The sequence below is a fragment of the Rhodococcus sp. PSBB066 genome (assembly GCF_017068255.1).
Taxonomy (GTDB): Bacteria; Actinomycetota; Actinomycetes; order Mycobacteriales; family Mycobacteriaceae; genus Rhodococcus; species Rhodococcus aetherivorans.
This window is the reverse complement of record NZ_CP070859.1, coordinates 5,185,289-5,208,675: the sequence shown is the minus strand read 5'-3', so window position 1 is coordinate 5,208,675 and position 23,387 is coordinate 5,185,289. Positions and strand designations below refer to the sequence as shown.

Sequence of the window (23,387 nt, the reverse complement as noted above, 5' to 3'; positions counted from 1 at the left end):
GGGTTCGCCGAACAGTGCGCCGGGACGTGGCGAACGTCACGCTCCGGCCCGCGAACTGGTGAATCAGCCGTCGGCGGGCGCGAGGTACCACGTCCGGCCTGTACTGTATTGGAGGCCGCAGTGCCTGTGCGGGCCGTTCGCGGCCGCGAACGGGTGACTCGCATTCGCGACGCGGCCACCGCAAGAACGCCGTACGGGCGAGGTGCCGTCTGGGTCCAGTGCCGTGTGGCCGGACAACAGCCAGGAGAGCCATCGCGTGAGCACCGCCAGTTTCCGCAACGTCGCCATCGTCGCGCACGTCGACCACGGAAAGACCACCCTCGTCGACGCCATGCTGCGCCAGTCGGGCGCCTTCGCCGAGCGCGCGGAACTCGTCGACCGGGTCATGGACTCCGGTGACCTCGAGCGCGAGAAGGGCATCACCATTCTCGCGAAGAACACCGCCGTGCACCGGTACAACGGCGACGGCACCGTCACCGTCATCAACGTGATCGACACCCCCGGACACGCCGACTTCGGTGGCGAAGTCGAGCGCGGCCTGTCCATGGTCGACGGCGTCGTCCTGCTCGTCGACGCGTCCGAGGGCCCGCTGCCGCAGACCCGCTTCGTGCTGCGCAAGGCGCTCTCCGCGTCGCTGCCGGTGCTGCTGGTGGTCAACAAGACCGACCGCCCCGACGCCCGCATCGCCGAGGTCGTCGAGGAGACCCACGACCTGCTGCTCGACCTCGCCTCCGACCTCGACGACGAGGCCTCCGAGGCCGCCGAGCAGCTGCTGGACCTGCCGGTCCTGTACGCCTCCGGGCGCGAGGGCAAGGCGTCGACGGAACAGCCCGAGAACGGACAGGCGCCCTCCGCCGAGAACCTCGACGCGCTGTTCGACGTCCTCATGAAGTACATCCCCGCCCCCAAGGGTGATCCGGCCGCACCGCTGCAGGCCCACGTCACGAACCTCGACGCCTCCGAGTTCCTGGGCCGCCTGGCGCTGCTGCGCATCCACAACGGCGAGCTGCGCAAGGGCCAGACCGTCGCGTGGATGCACGCCGACGGCGTGAAGAACGTGAAGATCACCGAGCTGCTCCAGACCATCGGTGTCGAGCGCCGGCCCGGTGACGTCGCCGTCGCCGGCGACATCGTCGCCGTCGCCGGTATCCCGGACATCATGATCGGCGACACCCTTGCCGACGTGGACAACCCGGTCGCCCTGCCGCGCATCACGGTCGACGAGCCGGCCATCTCGGTGGTCATCGGCACCAACACGTCGCCGCTCGTCGGCCGCGTGCAGGGCCACAAGCTGACCGCGCGCATGGTCAAGTCCCGTCTCGACTCGGAGCTGGTCGGCAACGTGTCGCTGCGCGTGCTCGACATCGGCCGCCCCGACGCCTGGGAGGTGCAGGGCCGCGGCGAGCTGGCGCTGGCCATCCTCGTCGAGCAGATGCGCCGCGAGGGCTTCGAGCTCACCGTCGGCAAGCCGCAGGTGGTCACCCGGCAGGTCGACGGCAAGGTGCACGAGCCCTACGAGGAACTCACCATCGACAGCCCCGAGGAACACCTCGGCGCGATCACCCAGCTGCTCGCGGCCCGCAAGGGCAAGATGGTGCAGATGTCCAACCACGCCGCCGGATGGGTGCGCATGGAGTTCATCGTCCCGTCGCGCGGCCTCATCGGGTTCCGCACCGACTTCCTCACCGAGACCCGTGGCACGGGCATCGCCAACGCCGTTTTCCACGGCTACGCCCCGTGGGCCGGGGAGATCCGCGCACGGCACACCGGCTCGCTGGTCTCCGACCGCTCGGGCTCGGTCACGCCGTTCGCCATGATCCAGCTCGGCGACCGCGGCACCTTCTTCGTGGAGCCGGGCAGCGAAACCTACGAGGGCCATGTCGTGGGCATCAACCCGCGCGCCGAGGACCTCGACATCAACGTCACCCGCGAGAAGAAGCTCACCAACATGCGCTCCTCCACGGCCGACGTGATGGAGACCCTCGCGAAGCCGATCACCCTGAGCCTCGAGGAGGCCATGGAATTCTGCGCGTCCGACGAGTGCGTCGAGGTCACCCCGGAGATCCTCCGCGTCCGCAAGGTGCACCTGTCGGCCACCGACCGGGCCCGCGCCCGCTCGCGGGAGAAGGCTCGCAACAAGTAGTCGCGGCAGTGGTGGTCCCGGCGCGGCCGGGACCACCGCCGCATCCCGGAGGGAAGGGAGGCCGGATGCGCAGGATCGCCGGGATCACCGCGGTCGCCGCGGTGCTGGGGTTGACGGCGTGCACCGCCGATCCGCCGCCGCCGATCGAGCAGACCGAGCCCACCCGGACCCCCACCCCGGTTCCCCAGCTCAACACCGTCGTGGTGGCCGTCGACGACGTGGGCGCCGGGCTCAACCCGCACCTGCTCGCCGACCAGTCGCCCGTCGGCAACACCGTCGCCGGGATGGTGCTGCCGAGCGCGTTCCGGCCCGTGCCCGACCCCGCGCGGCCCGGCGCCTCCGCCTGGGTGCTCGACGAGTCCGTCCTCGCATCGGCCGAGGTCACCTCGCAGGCCCCGTTCACCATCACCTATCAGGTGCGCGACGAGGCGCAGTGGTCCGACAGCGCGCCCATCGCCGCCGAGGACTTCCGGTACCTGTGGCAGCAGATGATCACCCAGCCCGGTGTGGTCGATCCCGCCGGATACCGCCTCATCGAGGACGTCGGATCCTCCGGCGGCGGCAAGACCGTCACCGTCACGCTGCGCGAGCCCTACCCGGCGTGGCGGGAACTGTTCACCCACCTGCTGCCGGCTCACCTCGTCAAGGACACTCCGGGCGGTTTCACCACGAGCCTCGCCGAATCGATCCCGGTGTCCGGCGGGCAGTTCCATGTCAAGTCCGTCGACCGCGGCCGCGGCGAGATCCTGCTCGAACGCAACGATCGCTTCTGGGGCACGCCGGCCCGGCCCGACCGGATCCTGTTGCGCCGCGGCGGAACCGACGCGCAGCTCGCCGAGTCCATTCGCACCGGCGACGCGCAGGTCGCGCAGATGCACGGTGGGGGATCCGCGCTGCTCGCCCAGCTCGGCGCGATCCCGCAGGTGCGCACCGGCACCCAGCTGCAGCCCCGCGTCCTCGAGCTGACCCTCAACGGCCGCACGACCGAGTTCGCCGATCCGCGCGTGCGCCGGGCCGTCCTCGGGCTTCTCGACCCGGACCTGCTGGCCACCGTCGCGGCCGGCACGGAATCGGCCGTCGTCGCGGCCCGCGCGCAGGTGCTCGCCCCGTCCGATCCCGGCTATTCGCCGACGATGCCGCCGCGGCCCGGCCGCGAGGAGTCCCTCGCGCTCCTCGCCGGGGCCGGGTATGTACCGGCCGGCCCGGCGACGATCGACGCAACCGGCACCCCGGCGCCCGAGACCGCGACCACGGGTCTGCTCGCCCAGGGCGGCGTGCCGCTCACCCTCGTGCTGGGCGTGCCGGAGAACTCGCCGGTGGCCGACGCCGTCGCCCGCACCGCCGCGGACCAGCTGCGTGGGGCCGGCGTCGCCGCCACCGTGACGACGTTGCCGCCGGACGAGCTCTACGGCGACGCCCTCGTCGAGGGGACCGTGCATGCGGTGGTCGGCTGGACGCGCGCCGGAGGCGACCCCGCCACCGCTGCGCTGTCCCGATTCGGTTGCCCCCCAGTGCTTCCCGAGCAGGGCCCCGGCTCCGTCGAGCCGGCTCCCGCGCCCACCCCGACGCCGGAGCCCGCCCCCGGCGGTGACGCCGAGTCCGTTCCGGACGGTGACGCCGAGTCCGTTCCGGACGGTGACGCCGAGTCCGTTCCGGACGGTGACGCCGAGTCCGTTCCGGACCGTGACGCCGGGCCGGTTCCCGACGGTGACGCCGGGCCGGTTCCCGACGACGAGATCGAGGCCGCCGAGGCGCAACTCGCCGCACCGAGCAACGTGTCCGGGGTGTGCGACCCCACCCTCGACCCGGAACTCGCCGGGGCCCTGCGCGGCGCCGGCGACGTGCCCGCCGTCCTGGCCGGGGCGCAGCCGAAGCTGTGGGACCTCGCCGTCACCCTGCCGATCGTGCAGGACCGCACCGTGATCGCCGCGGGACCCGGCGTCGAGGGCGTGACGCTGGCCGGCTCGATCCCTGCCGGTTCCCTGTCCGACGCGCAGAACTGGTGGAGGACCACACCGTGACCGATCGGAACGCCCCCGCGCCGAAACGCCTGCTGCTGGTGCACGCCCATCCCGACGACGAATCCATCACCACGGGCGGCACCATCGCCCGCTACGCCGCCGAGGGCGCCGAGGTCACCGTCGTGACGTGCACCCTCGGGGAGGAGGGCGAGGTCGTCGGCGACGAATGGGCGCAGCTCACCGCCGACCGGGCCGATCAGCTCGGTGGCTATCGCATCCACGAGCTCGGCCGGGCGCTGGCCGCCCTCGGCGTGCCCGCGCCCCGCTTCCTCGGCGGCGCCGGGCATTGGCGCGACTCCGGGATGGCCGGCACCCCGTCGGCCGCGAACCCGCGGGCCTGGGTGAACGCCGACCGCGACGAGGCGGTGGCCGCACTCGTCGCGGTGATCCGGGAACTGCGCCCGCACGTGGTGGTCACCTACGACCCCGTGGGCGGTTACGGCCACCCCGACCACATCCGGGTGCATCACGTCGTGACCGCAGCGGTCGAGGCCGCGGGGACCGGCGCCTACCCGCACGCCGGCGCACCGTGGGATCCGGCGAAGCTGTACTGGACCGTCACCGAGGCGAGCGCCCTGCGCCGCGGCATCGCGGAGATGACCGGCCTGCCCGACGGGTGGCAGCGTCCCGGCCCCGACGACCTGCCGTGCGTGCCCGACGAACAGGTCACCACCGTGGTCGACGTCGCCGGCGTGCTCGACGCCAAGCGGGCGGCCCTGGCGGCGCACGCGACCCAGGTCGTCGTCGCGCCCGGCGGAGCACAGTTCGCCCTGTCCAACCTCGTCGCGCAGCCCGTGCTGGAGCAGGAGCACTACGTGCTCGTCCGGGGCGACCGCGGCGACGTCGACGGCTCCGGCCGGGAGCGTGACCTCTTCGCCGGGCTGAGTTAGTGTGACCACGAGCACCGGACAGGTGATCGTGGTCACACGAGAGGGTCCTGATGTACAACTGGTCCGTCCAGAACCAGATCGTCGCATTCGTCGATTCGCTGCGTCCCTACGCGGACCAGATCAACGCCGCCTACTACCAGGCGCTCTACGGATTCGCGGACCAGGCCAGCCACGTGCTGACGCTCATGGGCTACCCGCCGGTGCCGTGATCGGCCGGGACCCGGTGACCACCCACCCGCGCCGGTGGCGCACTATCGAACGATGACGGTCGATCCCGCCACCACAGCCACCGAAGCTCCCGCCCCGCCGGCGCCGAAGCCGCGGCCGGGCATCGTCGCGCTGCTGACCTTCGACGGCTTCCTCTGCGCGCTGCTGTCCGTGTTCTTCCTCGGCCTGTACATCGGCACGGTGCCGTTCCCGATCACGATCGTGCTGGCCGGCGCGGCGAACATGCTCCTGGTGATGGCGATGCGCGCCGAGACCGGGTCCGCCTCGCGCGCGGCGTGGCCGCTGCTGGCGTGGATCGTCGGCTTCGTGGTGTGCCTGGCCGGCGGTCCCGGCGGCGATCAGCTCCTCGTCGCCGACTGGCGGACCCTGCTGCTGCCGGTCGGTGCGCTCGCCCCCGCCGGGTTGCACCTGTTCGTCGCCCGCATGGCCGCGCTCACGAGCGCAGTCCGGCAGCCCGCGCCGCGTCCGTGAGCACGGCGGTGAGCATGGCCGGGGTGAGCCGGCCGGTGAACGTGTTCTGCTGGCTCACGTGATAGCAACCGAACACGTGCAGCGGCCTGCGGTCCGCAGCGTCGCCGCGCGGCCGCAGTTCCACCGCCGTGCCGTGCCCGAATCCGGGGCGGGGACGCGGCACGGCCCAGCCGGCGTCGTCGAGCACCGGGAGCAGCGCCCGCCATCCGAAGCCGCCGAGCACCACGACCGAGCGCAACGTCGGCGCCAGCAGCTGTAGCTCCGCGTCGAGCCAGGTGCGGCACGTGTCCCGCTCCTGCGGCGTCGGCCGGTTGGCCGGCGGCGCGCAGTGCACCGGCGACGTGACGCGGGTGCCGAACAGTTCGAGGCCGTCGCCGCGGTGCGTCGCGGTGGGCTGCGACGCCAGGCCCGCCGCGTGCAGCGCGGCGTACAGGAAGTCGCCCGAGCGGTCGCCGGTGAACATCCGGCCGGTCCGGTTGCCGCCGTGCGCGGCCGGGGCCAGGCCCACGATCAGCAGGGACGCATCCGCCGGTCCGAACCCGGGCACGGGACGCGCCCAGTACTCCTCGTCGCGGTATGCGGCACGCTTCTCGCGGCCCACCTGCTCCCGCCACGCGACCAGGCGCGGGCAGGCCCGGCACTCGATCAGGCGCGCGTCGAGCGCGGCCAGGTCCGGGGGCCGATCGATCGGGTTCATCGGCGCACCCATCCGTCGCCGGCCCCGGGAGTGACCGCCTCGACCAGCGCCCACGCCTGCTCCGCGGGGAGGTCCACCACCGCGTAGCGGCCCGTACCGGCCGGGGTCGCGGCGACGACCGTCGCCACCCCGGCGCGGCGCTGGAAGAACGTCTGCCGCACCGTCCAGCCGATGATGCCGTCCGCCTCGAGCGAGACGCGGCGCCGATCCAGCGACCCGCCGCGGGTGATCAGCCACGCCGTCGCGTCCTGCGGCCCCGCCCCCAGCACGGCATGCCCCAGGCTGCGGTAGCGATCCCACGCCAGCCCCACCGCCGCCACCGTGACGGCCGCGACCGCCGGACCCCATGCCGCCACCGGGACCGTGCGGCCGGTGACCGCGACCGCCGTCGCACCGGCGGCGACGGCCAGCGCCACGGGACTCAGCGCCCGGGTGAACCGTCGCCGCCGCGCCGCCGGCCCGTGCGGCCGCAGCGGGGCGTCGAGCTGCCGCGTGTCGCGCAGTACCGCTGCCGCGACCCGTCGCGCCTCGGCGGAGGGCGCGGGCGGCAGCAGCAGCGACGACTCGCCGTGCTCGGCGGCGACGCCGGTCATCACCGCGTCCAGGCGGGCCCCGCCGGCCAGGCGCAGCGCAAGCGGCTCGCGAAGGCTCACGCCGCGCAGGCGGCGCCGGTCCAGGGTGGTGTGCCGGTGCCGCAGCAGGCCGTGCCCGACCCGCAGCATCCGCCCGTCGTCGGTGACCGACAGGTCCGCGTACAGCAGCACGTACCGCACGCACGCCGCCAGGCTCGCCACCACGCCCAGGACGAGCAGGCCGAGCACGGCGGCGACGAACGGGCCGGCGGCCTCGATCGACGACAGCCCGCGCTCGACGGTGGCCGACTCGCCGAGCCGCTCGGCGATCCCGTACTGGAAGGCCAGTCCCACCACCGCCGCGACGGTGACCAGCCCCGTGGTCGAGAACGGGGCGTAGCGCACCCAGCCCGGCTGGAACCGGGCGATCGCGGTTTCGGCCGGGGCGGCCGCCCCGGCCGCCTCGTCCGGCGCCCCCGGGTGCGTGCTGAGCAGGGCGGCGCGCAGCGCCGGCACGGCACCGACCGCCAGGCCGTTCAGCTCGAACCGGTTGCGGTCGCGTCCGGCGCCGGTCCGCTGGCCGGTCCCGATCCGCACCACCGCCAGCCCGAGCAGCCGGTGCAGCAGGCGCTGTTCGACGTCCACGGACCGGATGCGGCTGCGCGGCACCGACAGCAACTGGCGCTGCAGCAGGCCCCGGCGCAGCTCCACGTGCACCGGTCCGATCCGGTAGGTCGTGGTGAACCAGCGCAGCATGCCGATCACCACCAGCAGCGCGGCCACCGCCAGGCCCCAGCCGTGATTGCCGCTGCTGCTGCCGAGCAGCACCGACGCCACCAGCACCGGCAGCAGCCGCAGTACCTCCTCGACGGGGTGGATCAGCAGCATCCGCGGATCCAGCCGCAACCACGGCTGCTCGGCCTCGGCGGCGAGGGCGGGGGCGTCCTCCCGCTCCGGCGGCACGGGTACGTCGCTCACGTGGCATCGGCCTGGCTGCTGCCGGCGATCGCGGTGAGCCGGGCGGCGGTGGCGTCGGCGACCCCGACGTCGAGAGCGGTGATCTCCACGGCGCCCGCGGACGAGGCGGTGGTGACGGTGACGGTGGCGAGGCCGAGCCATCGTTCGATCGGGCCGCGCTCCGTGTCGACCGTCTGGATCCGGGAGATCGGCGCGATCCGGCGTTCCTGGGTGAGCCACCCCGAGCGCGTGTACACGGCGGTGTCGGTGATCTCCCAGCGGTGCACCCGGTACCGCCACAGCGGCATCACGGCCACGTGCGCGACGGCGAGAACCGCGGTGGCGACGCCGGCGGCGACGTGCCAACCCGGGTGCCGGCCGGAGTCGACTATCGCCCACACCACCTGCGCGGCCACGACCGGCACCCACAGCAGTGCGGCGCTCACCGCCCACAGCAGCCGCGCCCTCGGGCTGGGGCGCCACGCCGGATCGGCCATCGTCACCGGCGGCGGGGCGGCCCTGCCGGCTGCCGGGGGCGGCGGGGGGTCGTCCCGGTTCACGCGGTTCTCCTCGTCGGTGGTGTCCAGTCGGTTCCAGGCTAAGCTGATCGGGCGAGCAAACCCGGCAATGCCGCGACCGGGTTCGGAGTCGACACGAGGAGGAGGACCGCCGTGACCGAATCATCGGAGACCACCGAATACACGGAACTGCCCGAGGCCGATCGGATCGAGCAGGAGATGCCGGCCGAGGACGAACCGGCCGACGACGAGGTGACCTCGGTGCCGCTCGAGGTGGAGCCCGCGGACGTTCTCGAGCAGAGCCGGGTCGTCCCGGGAGACGAGGACTATCCCCGCGAGTGAGTTCGCCGGGGACGTGCCCCCGAGGTGGCATGGGTACGGCGGGTGGCGCATGATCGGCGAATGACCGATTCGACCCACGACGGTGCCACGCCCGCGATGTTGCCCCTGCCCTCGGTCCGCGCCGGCGCGGCCGGGCCCGCGTCGTCCGCGGCGGATCCTGTGCGGGTTTCCCCGTCGGGCATGCGGCGGGCGTTGCGGCGCGCGCGGGACGGGGCGACGCTCAACGTCGACGAGGCCGCGATCCTGCTCGCCGCCCGGGGATCGGATCTCGAGGACCTGTGTGCCTCGGCCGCCCGGGTGCGCGACGCCGGTCTGCTCGCGGCGGGCCGGCCGGGCACGGTCACCTATTCCCGCAAGGTGTTCGTCCCCATCACCCGGCTGTGCCGGGACCGCTGCCACTACTGCACGTTCGTGACCGTGCCGGGCAAGCTGCGCGCCGCCGGGCAGGGGATGTATCTCGAGCCCGACGAGATCCTGGACATCGCCCGGCGTGGAGCCGAACTGGGTTGCAAGGAAGCGCTTTTCACGCTCGGTGACCGGCCCGAGGAGCGCTGGCCGGAGGCGCGGCAGTGGCTCGACGAGCGGGGCTACGACTCGACCCTCGACTACGTGCGCGCGATGGCGATCCGGGTTCTCGAGGAGACCGGGCTGCTGCCGCACCTGAACCCCGGGGTGATGAGCTGGGCCGAGATGTCCCGTCTCAAGCCGGTGGCCCCGTCGATGGGCATGATGCTCGAGACCACGTCGACCCGGTTGTTCACCGAGCAGGGGGAGTGCCACTACGGCAGCCCCGACAAGGACCCGGCGGTGCGGCTGCGGGTGCTCACCGACGCGGGCCGGCTGTCGGTGCCGTTCACGACCGGCATCCTCGTCGGCATCGGCGAGACGCTCACCGAGCGCGCCGAATCCATCGCGGCAATCCGCAAGCAGCACAAGGCGTTCGGACATATCCAGGAAGTGATCGTGCAGAACTTCCGGGCGAAGGACGACACCGCGATGCGCGACGTGGACGACGCCGGACTCGACGAGTTCCGGGCCGCGATCGCCGTGGCCCGGCTCGTGCTCGGCCCGTCCATGCGCATCCAGGCGCCGCCGAACCTCGTCGCCGCCGACGAGTGCCGCGCGCTGCTCGCCGCGGGCGTCGACGACTGGGGCGGGGTCTCACCGCTGACCCCGGACCACGTCAACCCGGAACGGCCGTGGCCGAACCTGGACGCGCTCGCACGGATCAGCGCCGACGCCGGGTTCACCCTCACCGAGCGGATCGCGGCCCAGCCGCAGTACGTGCTGGCCGGGCAGCCGTGGATCGACCCGCGGATCGCCGCCCACGTGCGCGCGCTGGCGGACCCGGCGACCGGTCTGGCCCGGGACGTGACCCCGCAGGGGCAGCCGTGGCAGGAGCCCGACCTCGATTGGGAGTCCAGCGGCCGCGTGGATCTGAACTCCGAGATCGACGTGACCGGGCGCAACACCGAGTACCGCTCCGACCTCGGCAGCGCGTTCGGCGACTGGGACACCGTGCGCGAGCAGGTCCTCGCACTCGGCGCGAATGCCCCGGTGCGGTTGGACGGGGACGTGCTCTCGGCGCTGCGCGCCGCGGAGAAGGACCCCGCCGGTTGTACCGACGCCCAGTACGTCGCCCTCGCGCACGCCGACGGGCCCGGCCTCGAGGCGGTCGTCGCCCTGGCCGACCAGCTGCGCCGGGACACGGTCGGCGACGACGTCACGTACGTGATCAACCGGAACATCAACTTCACCAACATCTGCTACACCGGCTGCCGGTTCTGCGCGTTCGCGCAGCGCAAGGGCGACGCCGACGCGTTCACCCTGTCCACCGCGGAGGTCGCGGACCGGGCGTGGGAGGCGCACGTCGCCGGTGCCACCGAGGTGTGCATGCAGGGCGGCATCGACCCGGAACTGCCCGTCACCGGCTACGCCGACCTGGTCCGCGCGGTCAAGGAGCGGGTGCCGTCGATGCACGTGCACGCCTTCTCCCCGATGGAGATCGCCAACGGCGTCTCCCGCAGCGGCGTGTCCGTCCGCGACTGGCTGACCGAGCTGCGTGAGGCCGGCCTCGACACGATCCCCGGCACCGCCGCGGAGATCCTCGACGACGAGGTCCGCTGGGTGCTCACCAAGGGCAAGCTGCCCACCGCGGAGTGGATCGAGGTGGTCACCACCGCACACGAGGTGGGGCTGCGGTCCAGCTCGACGATGATGTACGGCCACGTCGACCAGCCGCACCACTGGGTGGGGCACCTGAACGTGCTGCGTGGGATCCAGGACCGCACCGGCGGCTTCACGGAGTTCGTGCTGCTGCCGTTCGTGCACCAGTCGTCGCCGCTGTACCTGGCCGGCGCGTCGCGGCCCGGTCCGACGTTGCGCGACAACCGCGCCGCGCACGCGCTGGCGCGGATCATGCTGCACGGCCGGATCGACAACATCCAGACCAGCTGGGTCAAGCTGGGTGTCGCCGGCACGCAGGCGATGCTGCAGGGCGGCGCCAACGACCTCGGCGGCACCCTGATGGAGGAGACGATCTCCCGGATGGCGGGTTCCCAGCACGGCTCGGAGAAGACCGTGGCAGAACTCGTGGCGATCGCCGAGGGCATCGGTCGCCCGGCCCGTCAGCGGAGCACCGCCTACGCGCCGCTCGCTGTCGACGGGGGCGCCCTCAGCGGGGCCGGCCGGTGAGCCCCAGGCTGGGCGACGGGGTCGTCGCGGCGGCCCTGGATGCGACCGCCGCGGGCGTCGGGCCGCTGTTCGACCTGGCGTACCTCGACCCGTTCGGTCTCAAGGCCCGCACGTTCGTGCCCACGGTGCGGGAGCGGACCCCGGTCGAGCAGGTGCTCGACGCGGCCGCGGCCGTGCTCGACGCCGGTCGCGTGCCGGGCACGGCGGCGTGGGCGGCCGCGTCGGAACAGGAGCGGGTGAACTGGTGGGTCGGCGGGCTCGGCTCGGTCTCGACGCTGCCCGTCGCGTTCTCCGGCATGCTCGGGGTGGTGGGCCGGATGCTGCCGCTGCAGGACGCGCTCGGCTTCGTGAACCAGGCGATCGTGCTGCTCGCCGTCGCCCGGGAACGCGGAATCCACGACCGCGACCGCCAGGTGCGGATGCTCGCGGCCGTGCTGTGCCGCCGCGACCTCCTCGGCACGGACGAAACCGGGACACCGCTGTCGTGGGTGCGGCGTCCGGTGCGGTCGACGATCGACCTGGTCCGCGCGGTGAACGCGGAATTCGCGCGGCGTCCGCAGCCGTCGGGCGCGTGGCGCGCGCTCGGCGTGCTGCCGCTGGTGGGGGCACTGGCCGGATACGTCGGCGAGCGGTCCGCCCTGTCCCGGGCCGCCGCGGACGGGCAGCAGTGGCTGGGCGCCCAGCCGGGGCCCGTCTAGTCAGGGCACCCTAACTCGGAGGGGTGTCCCCGCGGCGGGGGATACTGGACGTCGACGGACGCGGAGCGCGCCCCGATTCGGCGTGACCGTGCAGGTGGGCGGGCGACCAGAGAGGCAGGGAGAACACCAGTGACGTACACGATTGCGGAACCGTGCGTGGACGTGTTGGACAAGGCGTGCATCGAGGAATGCCCGGTCGACTGCATCTACGAGGGCGGTCGCATGCTGTACATCCATCCGGACGAGTGCGTGGACTGCGGTGCCTGCGAGCCGGTGTGCCCCGTCGAGGCGATCTTCTACGAGGACGACGTGCCGGACGAGTGGAGCGCGTACGTCAAGGCCAACGTCGACTTCTTCGACGATCTCGGATCCCCGGGTGGCGCCGCGAAGCTCGGCAAGGTCGATTACGACCCGCCGTTCGTCAAGGCCCTGCCGCCCATGGGCGAGGAATAGTGATCGGCGGTACCGTGACGCGCACTCGTCGTTCGGTGGCCGCGAGCCTGCCGGACTTTCCGTGGGACTCGCTGACCGGCGCGAAGGAGAAGGCGGCCGCGCACCCCGGCGGCATCGTCAATCTCTCGGTCGGCACCCCCGTCGACCCCGTCGCCCCGGTCATCCGTGAGGCGCTGCTCGCCGTCGCGGAGGAATCCGGGTATCCGACCACCCACGGCACGGAAGCGCTGCGCGCCGCCGCGGTCGGGGCGCTGGCCCGACGCTACGGCGTCACCGGCATCGACGCGTCCGCGATCCTGCCGGCCATCGGCACCAAGGAGATGATCGCGTGGCTGCCGAGCCTCCTCGGCCTCGGCGGCAGCGACCTGGTGGTGATCCCCGAGCTCGCGTACCCGACGTACGAGGTGGGAGCGCTGCTCGCCGGCACGCGGATCATTCGTGCCGACGGCCTCAACCGCCTGGGACCCGAGGGCGCGGCGCTGGTGTTCGTGAACTCGCCGTCGAACCCGACGGGCAAGGTGCTCGGCCTCGAACACCTGCGCAAGGTAGTGGACTGGGCGCGCAGCCGGGACGCGATCGTCGTCTCCGACGAGTGCTACCTGGGCCTGACCTGGGAGGGTGAGGCACTGTCCATCCTGCACCCGAGCGTGTGCGACGGCGACCACACGAACCTGCTCGCGGTGCACTCGCTGTCGAAGACGTCGAACCTGGCCAGCTACCGCGCCGGCTTCGTCACCGGCGACGCCGAACTCATCGCGGACCTGCTCGAGGTGCGTAAGCACGCCGGCATGATGGTGCCGCTGCCGATCCAGTCGGCGATGACCGTCGCGCTGAACGACGACGAACACGAGAACGCGCAGCGCGAGCTGTACCGCAAGCGCCGCGAGGTGCTGCTCGCGGCCGTCCGCGGTGCCGGGTTCACGGTGGATCACTCCGAAGCCGGCCTGTACCTGTGGGCGAGCCGCGGCGAGGAGTGCCGCGCGACGGTGGACTGGTTCGCCGAACGCGGGATCCTCGTGGCCCCGGGCGAGTTCTACGGTCCCGGCGGCGTCCAGCACGTGCGGATCGCGCTGACGGCCTCGGACGAGAGGATCGCGGCCGCCGCGCAGCGGCTGATGTGATGTGCGCGCACCGGCTGATGTGATGTGCGCGCAGCGGCTGATGTGATGCGCGCGCAGCGGCTGATGTGATGTGCGCGCACCGGCTGACGTGATGCGCGCGCGGCGGCGCGCGGCGGAAGCGACGCTGCCCGAGCAGGATTGCCGTATGCGACGCCGTGTTCGGCGCTACCCTGGGCCCAGGGAGGCCCCATGGACGCCGTCACTGCAGTTCCTGCGCCGGCCAACGAGCCGGTCCACACCTACGCTCCCGGCAGCCCGGAGCGGGAGCGTCTGACCGCCAAGCTGAAGGAGCTGGCGGCCGAACCGGTGGACGTCTCGCACGTCATCGGCGGCGAGCACGTGCACGGTGAGGGCGATCGCTTCGACATCGTGCAGCCCCACAACCATCACGCGGTGCTCGGCACCCTGCGCAACGCCACCCCGGCTGAGGCGACGGCGGCCGTCGAGGCGGCGACGGCCGCGGCCCCCGCGTGGCGGGAGATGTCGTTCGACGCCCGCGCGGCCGTGCTGCTGCGGGCCGCCGACCTGCTGGCCGGGCCGTGGCGGGAGACGATCGCGGCCGCCACCATGCTGGGCCAGTCCAAGTCGGTGCAGCAGGCGGAGATCGACGCGCCGTGCGAACTGGTCGACTTCTGGCGATTCAACGTGCACTTCGCCCGGGCGCTGCTCGCCGACCAGCCGTATTCGTCGCCGGGTGTGTGGAACCGGATGGACTACCGGCCGCTCGAGGGGTTCGTGTACGCGATCACCCCGTTCAACTTCACGGCGATCGCCGGGAACCTGCCCACCGCTCCGGCGCTGCTGGGCAACACCGTGGTGTGGAAGCCCGCACCGACGCAGTCCCTGTCGGCGTACTGGACGATGCGCCTGCTCGAGGCGGCGGGGATGCCGCCGGGCGTGATCAATCTGATCACCGGGGACGGCCGGGTCGCGTCGGAGGTGCTCCTGCGCGATCCTCGGCTGGCCGGTATCCACTTCACCGGGTCGACCCGGACGTTCCAGCACCTGTGGCGGGAGGTCGGGGCCAACATCGACGGCTACCGCACGTATCCGCGGCTGGTGGGGGAGACCGGCGGCAAGGACTTCGTCCTCGCGCACCCGTCGGCCGATCCGGGCGTGCTGTCCACGGCCCTGATCCGGGGGGCCTTCGAATATCAGGGACAGAAGTGCTCGGCGGCGTCGCGGGCGTTTCTGCCCCGCTCCCTGTGGCGGCGCATGCGCACCGAGTTCCTCGACGAGGTCGAGAGCCTGACCTACGGCGACGTGACCGACCTGTCGAACTTCGGCGGCGCCCTGATCGACCGGACCGCCTACGAGAAGGTCGTCGGCGCCCTCGAGCGGGCCCGCGACCGCGAGTCGATCGAGATCGCCGTCGGCGGCGGGTACGACCAGTGGGTCGGCTGGTTCGTGCGGCCCACCGTCCTGCTCACCGACGATCCGGGTGACGAGTCGATGTGCACGGAGTACTTCGGTCCGGTGCTGAGTGTGCACGTCTACGACGACGCGGAGCCGGACGCGTGGCGGCGGGTGCTCGACCTCGTCGACCGCGGTGCCCCCTACGCGCTCACCGGCTCGGTGATCGCCGAGGACCGCGCGGCCGTCGAGGAGGCCACCGCCGCGCTGCGGTTCGCGGCCGGCAACTTCTACGTCAACGACAAACCCACGGGCGCGGTGGTGGGGCAGCAACCCTTCGGCGGCGGCCGGGCGTCCGGCACCGACGACAAGGCGGGCTCGCCGCTGAACCTGCTGCGCTGGGTGTCGGCGCGGACGATCAAGGAGACGTTCGTGCCACCGACGGACTACCGGTACCCGCACATGAAGGGCGGGTGAGGTCCGTGGTCGCCTCGGAACCGCTGCCGTCGCCGCCCGTGACGTCGCGGGCGCTGCCGCGGCTGGCGTCGAACCCGCTGCGGCCGGTGATCCTCGCGGCCGCGAAGTCGCCCCGCGTCCGGGCGCTGGTCACCACGGCGCCGCCGACACGCCGGCTCGTCGACCGGTTCGTCGCCGGGGACACCCGCCCCGACGCGCTGGCGGCCACGAAGGCCCTGCTCGGCACCGGACGGGCGGTGAGCATCGACCACCTCGGGGAGGACACCACCGATCTCGCGCAGGCCCGGGCGATCGTCGCCGAATACGAGGCGCTGATCGCCGACCTGGCTCCGCTGGTCGAGCGCGATGCCCCGATGCCGGCGGTGGAGGTGTCGGTCAAGCTCACCGCGCTCGGCCTGGCCCTCGGCGCCGAGGGCCCCGGCATCGCGCTCGGGCACGCCCGGCAGATCTGCGCGGCCACCGCCGCGGCGGGGGTGTGGGTCACCGTCGACGCCGAGGACCACACCACCACCGACGCCACCCTGTCGATCGTGCGGCGGCTGCGCGAGGACTTCCCCTGGGTCGGTGCCGTGCTGCAGGCCTACCTGCGCCGCACCGAGGCGGACTGCCGGGACCTGTCCGGCCCGGGCTCGCGGGTGCGGCTGTGCAAGGGCGCCTACCGCGAACCGGCGTCGGTGGCGTACCAGGATTCCGCCGAGGTGGACGCCTCGTACCTGCGGTGCCTGCGGGTGCTCATGGCCGGGCAGGGCTATCCGATGGTGGCCTCGCACGACCCGGCGATCGTGGCGGCCGCGGGCCCGCTCGCCGCCGAGTACGCCCGCGGCCCGGACGGATTCGAGCATCAGATGCTGTACGGGATCCGCGACCTCGAACAGCGCCGGCTCGCCGGCGCCGGCCTGCGCATGCGGGTGTACGTCCCCTACGGGGCCCAGTGGTACGGGTACCTGATGCGGCGGCTCGCGGAGCGGCCGTCGAACCTGCGGTTCTTCCTGCGCTCGGTGGTGTCACGGGATTGAACGTCCGGCGCCGGGGGAGCGGACCCGCCGTCGACGGAACCGGACGCCGGGTACGTCCGCAGGTACATTGACGCCCGTGAGCACCTCGGAGGCCGACCCCGGTTCGGTGCTCCTGCTCGCCCTCGTCGCGGCCCTCGCGGTGCTGCTCGCGCAGCGTCGGTGCGCGCCGCCGGGGCGGCTGGTGTGGTGGCCCCCGCCGGGGCGGCTGCTGTGGCCGCCGCCGGTGACCGCGCTCGTGCTGTGGCTCGTCGTCGCGGTCCCGTCGCTGCTGCGCCTGGCCGTGCCGTCGCTGCTCGGGACGTTCGGCCGCGACCCGCTGCGGATCCGCGCCGAGGACGAATGGTGGCGGGTCCTGACCTCGGTGCTCGTGCAGGACGGCGGCGTGTTCGTCACCCTGGTGAATCTGCTCCTCCTCGCCGTCGTCGCGACCGTCGCGGTGCGGGTGTGGGGCCCGGGCCGGGCGGTCGGGTTGTTCGCGGTGAGCCAGCTGCTGTTCGGGCTGTTCACCGCGTTCGTGTCGCCGTCGACCGGTGCCGGCAGCTCGGGCGCGTCGTTCGCGGTCGCGGGGTCGATCGCGGGCCTGTGGCTGGCGGTCGGCGCCCGCGGGGCCGTGCTCGCGGCCGCCGTCGGCATCGGCCTCGCCGGCGCGGTGCTGGTGGTGGCCGGTGACGGGCACGGCGTGGCCGTCCTCGTCGGTGTGCTGCTCGGCGCGGTGCTCGGGACGGTGGCGCCGCCGCGCCGCGCCGCCCTCGCGGCGGCTGTGCGATCCTGACCGACGTGTCTTCGCTGCTTCGTTCCCTCAACCCCCTGGCCGTCGCGCGCGGCGACGACCTGCCCGACGCGCTCCGCATCGACGGGCACACGCTCTCGCGCAGCGACATCCTCGGCGCGGCCGGTGCCCTGGCCCGCCGCATCGGCGGAGCCGAACGCCTCGCGGTGCTCGCCGCGCCGACAGCGACGACGGTGATCGCGGTGGTGGGCTGCCTGCTCGCCGGGGTCACCGTCGTCCCGGTGCCACCGGACTCCGGCCCCGCGGAACGGGAGCACATCCTGCGCGACTCCGGAGCTCAGGCGTGGCTCGGCGACGTCCCGGACGAACCCGGCCTGCCGGTGGTGCCGGTTCGGCTGCACGCCCGCGACTGGCACAGTCACCCGGAACCCGATCCGTCCCGCACGGCGTTCGTGCTCTACACCTCCGGCACCACCGGCGCGCCCAAGGGCGTGCTGCTGAGCCGCCGCGCGATCGCGGCCGGGATCGACGCGCTGGCCGAGGCGTGGGACTGGACCGAACGCGACACGCTGGTGCACGGGCTGCCCTTGTTCCACGTGCACGGCCTGATCCTCGGCGTGCTCGGTCCGCTGCGCGTCGGCAGCCGGCTGATCCACACCGGCAGGCCCACCCCGGAGGCGTACGCGCAGGCGCACGGCACCCTGTACTTCGGGGTGCCGACGGTGTGGTCCCGCGTCGTGGAGGACGAGGAATCCGCGAAGGCCCTGAGCGGTGCGCGGCTGCTCGTGTCCGGCAGCGCGCCGCTGCCCGTCCCGGTGTTCGAGCGCCTGCGCGAGCTGACCGGGCTGACCCCGATCGAGCGGTACGGGATGAGCGAGACGATGCTGACGCTCAGCACCCGGGTCGACGGGGAGCGCCGGCCCGGATGGGTGGGTACTCCGGTGCGCGGGGTCGAAACCCGGCTGCGCGACGAGCACGGCAACGACGTCCCCCACGACGGGGAGAGCATCGGCGGGCTGCAGGTGCGCGGGCCGATGCTGTTCGACGGCTACCTGAACCGTCCCGACGCGACGGCCGCGGCGTGGACCCCGGACGGGTGGTTCGTCACCGGCGACGTCGCGGCGATCGATCCGGGCGGGTTCCACCGCATCGTCGGTCGCGAGTCGACGGACCTGATCAAGTCCGGCGGCTTCCGGGTCGGGGCCGGCGAGATCGAGACCGTGCTGCTCGGCGATCCGTCCGTGCGGGAGGTCGCGGTGGTGGGCGTCCCCGACGACGACCTGGGCCAGCGCATCGTCGCCTTCGTGGTGCCCGCCCCGGACGGCCCGGCCGTCGACCCGGGCGCGCTGATCGAGCTCGTGGCCCGTCAGCTCTCCGTGCACAAGCGGCCGCGGGAGGTGCGGGTGGTGGACACCCTCCCGCGCAACGCGATGGGCAAGGTCCAGAAGAAGCAGCTGCTGACCTGAGTCTCGGCCCGTCGCCGCCGCCGGGTGTGAGCCAGGTCTCTGCGGGCCCTTGTCCGATTCGCCCGGGCCACGTACCTTCCTACGGCAGAGTAAGTTCGTCTCTTTCCGGAGTCATGGGGGGTTCCGCGGAATGTCGGTGTCCGAATACGGTTCGCGGTCCGGGGTGGCGTTCGTCGTCGACGGAAGGCCCGCCTCGGTCCCGCTGCGGGACCTGCGCGCCGTCGCCCGCAAGCTGGTCGCGCACTTCGCGGACAACGTCGCGCCGTGTTCGCTGCAACCGGGCGAAGCCCTGCGCGGCGACGTCACCGAGATCACCGTCCGGTGCCTGCGCCTGGCGATCCAGGTGCTCGACACGGGGGAGCTGCCGACCGACGCCGACCTGTCGGAGCTGCGCAGCAGCGCCGCCCAGTGGGCGCGCGCCGGGTTCCGTCTGGAATACATGCTGCGCATCTACCACGAGGGCATCCGGCTGGGCTGGGAACTCGTCACCGCCCGGGCCCGCGAGGGCGACGTCGAGTCGGTCGCCGCGGCGTCGCGGCTGTGGATGGCGCTGCTCGAACGCGTCACCGTCGCCGCGACCACCGGGTTCGTCGCCGAACTCGAGGCGATGCGCCGCAACCGCGACGTCGCGGCCCAGGAGCTCGTGACGGCCCTGCTCGGCGGGCAGGACGCCGCCGCCGTCGCGCGCCGGTCCGGGCTCGAGCTGGCCGAGCGGTACACGGTGCTGGGCGTGCGGCTGGGCCGGCACCCGGACGAGCGCAATCCGCACGTGCGGCCGGAGGTCGTCGCGCGGCGTACCCTGCGGCGGCTCGAGACCGAGCTGGACCGGGTGTGCGACGGCCGGCAGCTGACCATGCTCGGACCCGAGGGCGGCACCGTGCTGCTCGGCGACACCCCGGCCGAGCACATCCGCACCGCGCTCTACGAGCGGGTCGCGCGTGCCGCGGGGGTGCCGCTGACGGTCTCGCTCGTCGAGTCCGACGTCCCGGGCATCCCCGCCGCGGCGCACCAGGCGCACGAATTGCTCGAACTGGTCGGCCATCTGCGCCGGCCCGCCGGCGTATACCGGATGCAGGACCTCGCGTTCGAGTATCAGCTCACCCGGCCCGGGCCGGCCCGCGAGCACCTCGTGCGGGTGCTCGAACCGCTCGCCGACGCGCCCGAGCTGGTCGAGACCCTCGAGACCCACATCGCCCACGAACTGAGCCGCCAGCGCACCGCGCGGAGCCTGCACGTGCACGCCAACACCGTCGACTACCGGCTCAAGCGGGTCGCGCAGCTCACCGGGTTCGATCCCACCGTCCCCTCCGGGCTGCGCCACCTGCACGCCGCGCTCGTCGCGCGGCGCCTCCAGAGCGGAGCGGCAGCCGGCGGCTCACCTTCCGACGGCACGTGAGACCGGACCGTTACGATGTGGCGCAGATCATGACGACGGTGTGTGCGGCGCGGCCCGGCACCGGCAGGGGAGGACCACATGGCAGGAGGCCGCCACAGCGTGCGGACGGCACGTGACGGCCGATCGACCCGGGTTGTCGCAGTCGTCGGAGCGGTGGTGGTGGTAGTGCTCGCGGCGGCCGGAGTCGGCGTCGTCCGCGCCCTGACCGGAGGATGCGACACCGTCGAGCAGTACAGCCTCGCCGTCGCTCCGAGCATCGAACCGGCCGTGAGTTCCGTCCTCTCGGAAAACGCGGACACCCACTGCTACGAGTTCACGGTCGACACCGCCGAACCGGGGGACGTCGCCGGGCTGCTCGGCAAGGGGATCGACGCGCCCGACCTGTGGATTCCCGATGCCCGGTGGTGGGCGAGTCGTGCGGCACCGACCGCCGCCGGGCCGGTACAGATGATCGCCGGGGCGGTCGCGAGCACCCCCGCGGTGCTGGTCGGGCCCCCGGGGGCGGTTCCGGAGGTGTCCAGCTGGCGCGCCGCCCTCGCGATCCCGGATCTGGTGCTGGGCAACCCGCTGCGGACCGGTGTCGCCGCCGCCCCGATCCGGGCGGCCCTGGCCGAGACCCAGGACGACCCCGTCGCCGTCGGCACGGTGCGCACCGCCATGGTGCCCCTGGCCCAGAAGGAGAGCATCCGCACCGAGGAGGCGCCCAGCGGCGCCGACCTGCTGGCGACGATCGGCGCCGACGGCATCGGCGTCGCCACCGAGCAGCAGGTGCTGGCCTTCACGACGGCGAACGAGTCGGCCCTCGAGGCGCGGGTACCGGACAACGGCAGCATCCTGCTGGAATATCCGGTGGTGGTGACGTCGCCGGTGCCCGACCGGCACCATCGCGCGACGGACGCCGCACGGGTACTGATCGAGGTGCTGGGCACGGAGAAGGCCCTCGACGTGTTCCACGACCACGGGTTCCGCGGGCCCGACGGCGAGCCGTTGCCCGACGGCCGCGGCATCGGGGGCGTGCCGCTGCTGTCGCTGCGGGACGAGGCGATGGCGGAGGAGGCGCTCGGCGCCTGGTCGCTGATGGCGTTGCCGATCCGCACGCTCGTCGCGATCGACGTGTCCGGTTCGATGCGGTTTCCCGCCGGCGACGGCACCCGGATGGACCTGACGGTGCGGGCCGCCCTCGCGGGCAATGCGATGTTCCCCGACAGCGTCTCCGCCGGGCTGTGGGCGTTCTCGCAGGACCTCGGCGGTGACGGCCAGGACTATCTCGAGCTGGTGCCGATCCGGCGGTACGACACCGACGTGGACGGGCGCACCCAGCGTGAGGTGATGGCGGCCCAGGCGGAGAAGGTGCCCGGTCTGGTCGGGGGTGGCACCGGCCTGTACGACACGACTCTCGCGGCGTTCCGCGCCGTGCAGCAGAGTTACGACCCGCGCGCGGTCAACAGCGTCATCGTCCTCACCGACGGAGCGAACGAGGATCCGGACAGCATCACCGAGGCGCAGCTCCTCGAGATCCTCGCGCGGGAGCAGGACCCGGCACGGCCGGTGATCGTCGTGACGATCGGCATCACGGAGGACGCGGATGCGCAGACCCTCGCCGAGATCTCCCGCGTGACCGGCGGCTCGAGCTACGTCGCCCGCGACCCCGCGGACATCGCGAACGTCTTCGTCAACGCCCTCGCCGACCGCGGCGAGCGCTGAGGCCGCCGGCCACCCCCGGACCTACCGCGCCTCCGGCACTACCGCGCCGCGGTGCGGGACCGGCTCCGGCGCTGCCACAGCCGGGACACCGCGGCGATGAACAGGAACAGCACCGCCGTCGAGGCCAGCTGTATCCGCGCGGCGGAGTCGAACAGCATGAGCACGATGAACGCGCCGAGCATGGCCAGGGTCAGCCAGCTCAGGTAGGGGAACGCCCACATCCGGACGGTGAGGCGGCCCTCCTGTTCGAGCGTGGGCCGCAGCCGCAGGTGCGAGACGACGATGAAGATCCAGATCGCCAGCAGGGCGGAGCCGACCGCGTTGAGCAGGATGCCGAGGATGTCCTCCGGCAGCCACCAGTTCAGCAGGACCGAAACGAACCCGAGGAACACGGACAGCAGCACGGCGTTGCGGGGAACACCCGTGCGGGAGAGCTTCGCGAGGACGGTCGGGCCGTCGCCGCCCCGGGCGAGGGAGTACGCCATGCGTGAGGTGCCGTAGACGTTGGCGTTGAACGCCGACAGCAGGGCGATCACCACGACGAGTTCCATGAAGCCCGACACGTACGGCAGGCCGGCGATGTCGAGGACGCTCACGAACGGCGAGGTCTCCCCGCTCGCCGACGTCCACGGCAGCACCAGCACCATGATCGAGATCGAGCCCAGGTAGAACAGGCTGATGCGCCACACGACGGTGCGCACCGCGGTCGCGATGGACCGCTCGGGGTCGCGCGACTCGGCCGCGGCGATGGTGACGATCTCGATGCCGCCGAACGCGAAGGCGACGGCCAGCAGGCCGGCGGCGATACCGGCGAGCCCGTTGGGGGCGAAACCGTCGCCGTCGCCGAGCAGGTGTGTCAGTCCCACCGGCTCGGTGTCCGGCAGCAGACCGAACACCAGCAGCACGCCGATGACGAGGAACGCGATGATGACCGCGACCTTCAGCGCCGCGAACCAGAACTCGAACTCGCCGAAGTTGGCGACCTTCGCCAGGTTCACCACCGCGAAGAACGTGACGAACACCAGGGCCACCACCCATTGCGGCACGCCCGGCAGCCAGCTGCTCACGATCGCCGAGGCGCCGGTGATCTCGACGCCCAGCACCATGATGAGCATGAACCAGTAGAGCCAGCCCATCGTGAAGCCGGCCCATTCACCGATGCCGATGCGGGCGTAATGGGAGAAGGATCCGCTGGCCGGGAGGGCCGCTCCCATCTCCCCGAGCATGCGCATCACGAAGACGATCATGATGCCGGCCAGGACGTAGGAGACGATCACCGCGGGTCCGGCGGCGGCGATGCCGACGCCGGACCCGAGGAACAGGCCTGCGCCGATCGCGGAACCGAGTCCCATCATCGTCAGGTGCCGGACCTTGAGCCCGTGCTCGAGGTGGTCGGCTTCGGTGAGTGTGTGCTCGGTTTTCGACACGATCGGTTTCTCT

General features: G+C 72.9%; 20 protein-coding genes. 16 read left to right on the top strand and 4 right to left on the bottom strand.

Features of this window, described 5'->3' with window-relative positions; genetic code table 11:
- The first annotated feature begins 256 nt into the window (after positions 1-256).
- The 5 genes from typA to JYA75_RS23580 all read left to right on the top strand — a co-directional run bounded on the left by typA (position 257) and on the right by JYA75_RS23580 (position 5,753).
- Positions 257-2,143: a translational GTPase TypA gene (typA, locus tag JYA75_RS23600; protein ID WP_203329440.1), complete on the top strand. Its 1,887-nt coding sequence runs from the start codon at positions 257-259 to the stop codon at positions 2,141-2,143.
- A gap of 65 nt (positions 2,144-2,208) precedes the next feature.
- A complete protein-coding gene (locus JYA75_RS23595) occupies positions 2,209-4,164 on the top strand; it encodes an ABC transporter family substrate-binding protein (protein WP_029542339.1) in 1,956 nt (651 codons plus the stop codon).
- Positions 4,161-5,054: an N-acetyl-1-D-myo-inositol-2-amino-2-deoxy-alpha-D-glucopyranoside deacetylase gene (mshB, locus tag JYA75_RS23590; RefSeq protein ID WP_006933950.1), complete on the top strand. Its 894-nt coding sequence runs from the start codon at positions 4,161-4,163 to the stop codon at positions 5,052-5,054. Before JYA75_RS23595 ends, mshB begins: the two co-directional genes overlap by 4 nt.
- A gap of 50 nt (positions 5,055-5,104) precedes the next feature.
- Positions 5,105-5,263: a hypothetical protein gene (locus JYA75_RS23585; RefSeq protein ID WP_006933951.1), complete on the top strand. Its 159-nt coding sequence runs from the start codon at positions 5,105-5,107 to the stop codon at positions 5,261-5,263.
- A 52-nt stretch (positions 5,264-5,315) separates the two neighbouring features.
- Positions 5,316-5,753: a hypothetical protein gene (locus JYA75_RS23580; protein ID WP_006933953.1), complete on the top strand. Its 438-nt coding sequence runs from the start codon at positions 5,316-5,318 to the stop codon at positions 5,751-5,753.
- Here the strand turns inward: JYA75_RS23580 and JYA75_RS23575 are convergent.
- Genes JYA75_RS23575 through JYA75_RS23565 form a run of 3 tightly spaced genes read right to left on the bottom strand, consistent with a single transcriptional unit; the run spans position 5,716 to position 8,476 of the window.
- A complete protein-coding gene (locus JYA75_RS23575) occupies positions 5,716-6,450 on the bottom strand; it encodes a uracil-DNA glycosylase (protein ID WP_006933956.1) in 735 nt (244 codons plus the stop codon). The genes JYA75_RS23580 and JYA75_RS23575 overlap by 38 nt on opposite strands.
- Entirely contained in the window at positions 6,447-8,000 is a 1,554-nt protein-coding gene (locus JYA75_RS23570; protein WP_006933957.1) for a PH domain-containing protein, read from the bottom strand. The genes JYA75_RS23575 and JYA75_RS23570 overlap by 4 nt, the downstream gene beginning before the upstream one ends.
- Positions 7,997-8,476, bottom strand: a complete 480-nt coding sequence (locus JYA75_RS23565) for a PH domain-containing protein (protein WP_044475775.1) — start codon at positions 8,474-8,476, stop codon at positions 7,997-7,999. The genes JYA75_RS23570 and JYA75_RS23565 overlap by 4 nt, the downstream gene beginning before the upstream one ends.
- A 174-nt stretch (positions 8,477-8,650) precedes the next feature.
- Here JYA75_RS23565 and JYA75_RS23560 point away from each other — a divergent pair, with 174 nt between their 5' ends.
- From JYA75_RS23560 to JYA75_RS23510, 11 genes are all read left to right on the top strand, one after another.
- On the top strand, positions 8,651-8,839 hold the full coding sequence (locus JYA75_RS23560) for a hypothetical protein (protein ID WP_006933961.1): 189 nt from the start codon (positions 8,651-8,653) through the stop codon (positions 8,837-8,839).
- Between the two features lie 60 nt (positions 8,840-8,899).
- Positions 8,900-11,533 (top strand): bifunctional FO biosynthesis protein CofGH, encoded by a 2,634-nt coding sequence (locus tag JYA75_RS23555; protein ID WP_029542348.1) that lies wholly within the window; start codon positions 8,900-8,902, stop codon positions 11,531-11,533.
- The gene (locus JYA75_RS23550) at positions 11,530-12,231 is read left to right on the top strand and encodes a hypothetical protein (RefSeq protein ID WP_168579370.1); all 702 of its coding nucleotides are present in this window, start codon (positions 11,530-11,532) and stop codon (positions 12,229-12,231) included. The genes JYA75_RS23555 and JYA75_RS23550 overlap by 4 nt, the downstream gene beginning before the upstream one ends.
- 129 nt (positions 12,232-12,360) lie before the next feature.
- Positions 12,361-12,684, top strand: a complete 324-nt coding sequence (gene fdxA, locus JYA75_RS23545; protein ID WP_006933964.1) for a ferredoxin — start codon at positions 12,361-12,363, stop codon at positions 12,682-12,684.
- A gap of 35 nt (positions 12,685-12,719) precedes the next feature.
- Complete coding sequence (gene dapC, locus JYA75_RS23540; RefSeq protein WP_168580543.1) at positions 12,720-13,805, top strand: succinyldiaminopimelate transaminase; 1,086 nt, start codon at positions 12,720-12,722, stop codon at positions 13,803-13,805.
- 189 nt (positions 13,806-13,994) lie between these two features.
- A complete protein-coding gene (pruA, locus tag JYA75_RS23535) occupies positions 13,995-15,635 on the top strand; it encodes an L-glutamate gamma-semialdehyde dehydrogenase (RefSeq protein WP_006933968.1) in 1,641 nt (546 codons plus the stop codon).
- Positions 15,632-16,651 (top strand): proline dehydrogenase family protein, encoded by a 1,020-nt coding sequence (locus JYA75_RS23530; RefSeq protein ID WP_203329439.1) that lies wholly within the window; start codon positions 15,632-15,634, stop codon positions 16,649-16,651. The genes pruA and JYA75_RS23530 overlap by 4 nt, the downstream gene beginning before the upstream one ends.
- 76 nt (positions 16,652-16,727) lie before the next feature.
- Entirely contained in the window at positions 16,728-17,423 is a 696-nt protein-coding gene (locus tag JYA75_RS23525) for a rhomboid family intramembrane serine protease (protein ID WP_168579371.1), read from the top strand.
- A 5-nt stretch (positions 17,424-17,428) separates the two neighbouring features.
- Positions 17,429-18,847: an acyl-CoA synthetase gene (locus tag JYA75_RS23520; RefSeq protein ID WP_168579372.1), complete on the top strand. Its 1,419-nt coding sequence runs from the start codon at positions 17,429-17,431 to the stop codon at positions 18,845-18,847.
- A 130-nt stretch (positions 18,848-18,977) separates the two neighbouring features.
- A complete protein-coding gene (locus JYA75_RS23515) occupies positions 18,978-20,243 on the top strand; it encodes a helix-turn-helix domain-containing protein (protein ID WP_006933981.1) in 1,266 nt (421 codons plus the stop codon).
- Positions 20,244-20,396: 153 nt separating this feature from the next.
- Positions 20,397-21,947, top strand: a complete 1,551-nt coding sequence (locus JYA75_RS23510) for a substrate-binding domain-containing protein (protein WP_080688523.1) — start codon at positions 20,397-20,399, stop codon at positions 21,945-21,947.
- A gap of 38 nt (positions 21,948-21,985) precedes the next feature.
- Here JYA75_RS23510 and JYA75_RS23505 read toward each other — a convergent pair whose 3' ends face one another.
- Positions 21,986-23,374, bottom strand: a complete 1,389-nt coding sequence (locus JYA75_RS23505; protein ID WP_203329438.1) for an amino acid permease — start codon at positions 23,372-23,374, stop codon at positions 21,986-21,988.
- Positions 23,375-23,387 lie beyond the last annotated feature (13 nt).

Excerpts from the sequence above, each read along its gene's own strand:
- JYA75_RS23595 (WP_029542339.1), top strand. The coding sequence starts at position 2,209 with ATGCGCAGGATCGCCGGGATCACCGCGGTCGCCGCGGTGCTGGGGTTG.
- JYA75_RS23585 (WP_006933951.1), top strand. The coding sequence starts at position 5,105 with ATGTACAACTGGTCCGTCCAGAACCAGATCGTCGCATTCGTCGATTCG.
- JYA75_RS23580 (WP_006933953.1), top strand. The coding sequence starts at position 5,316 with ATGACGGTCGATCCCGCCACCACAGCCACCGAAGCTCCCGCCCCGCCG.
- JYA75_RS23575 (WP_006933956.1), bottom strand. The coding sequence starts at position 6,450 with ATGAACCCGATCGATCGGCCCCCGGACCTGGCCGCGCTCGACGCGCGC.
- JYA75_RS23565 (WP_044475775.1), bottom strand. The coding sequence starts at position 8,476 with ATGGCCGATCCGGCGTGGCGCCCCAGCCCGAGGGCGCGGCTGCTGTGG.
- JYA75_RS23555 (WP_029542348.1), top strand. The coding sequence starts at position 8,900 with ATGACCGATTCGACCCACGACGGTGCCACGCCCGCGATGTTGCCCCTG.
- pruA (WP_006933968.1), top strand. The coding sequence starts at position 13,995 with ATGGACGCCGTCACTGCAGTTCCTGCGCCGGCCAACGAGCCGGTCCAC.
- JYA75_RS23515 (WP_006933981.1), top strand. The coding sequence starts at position 18,978 with ATGTCGGTGTCCGAATACGGTTCGCGGTCCGGGGTGGCGTTCGTCGTC.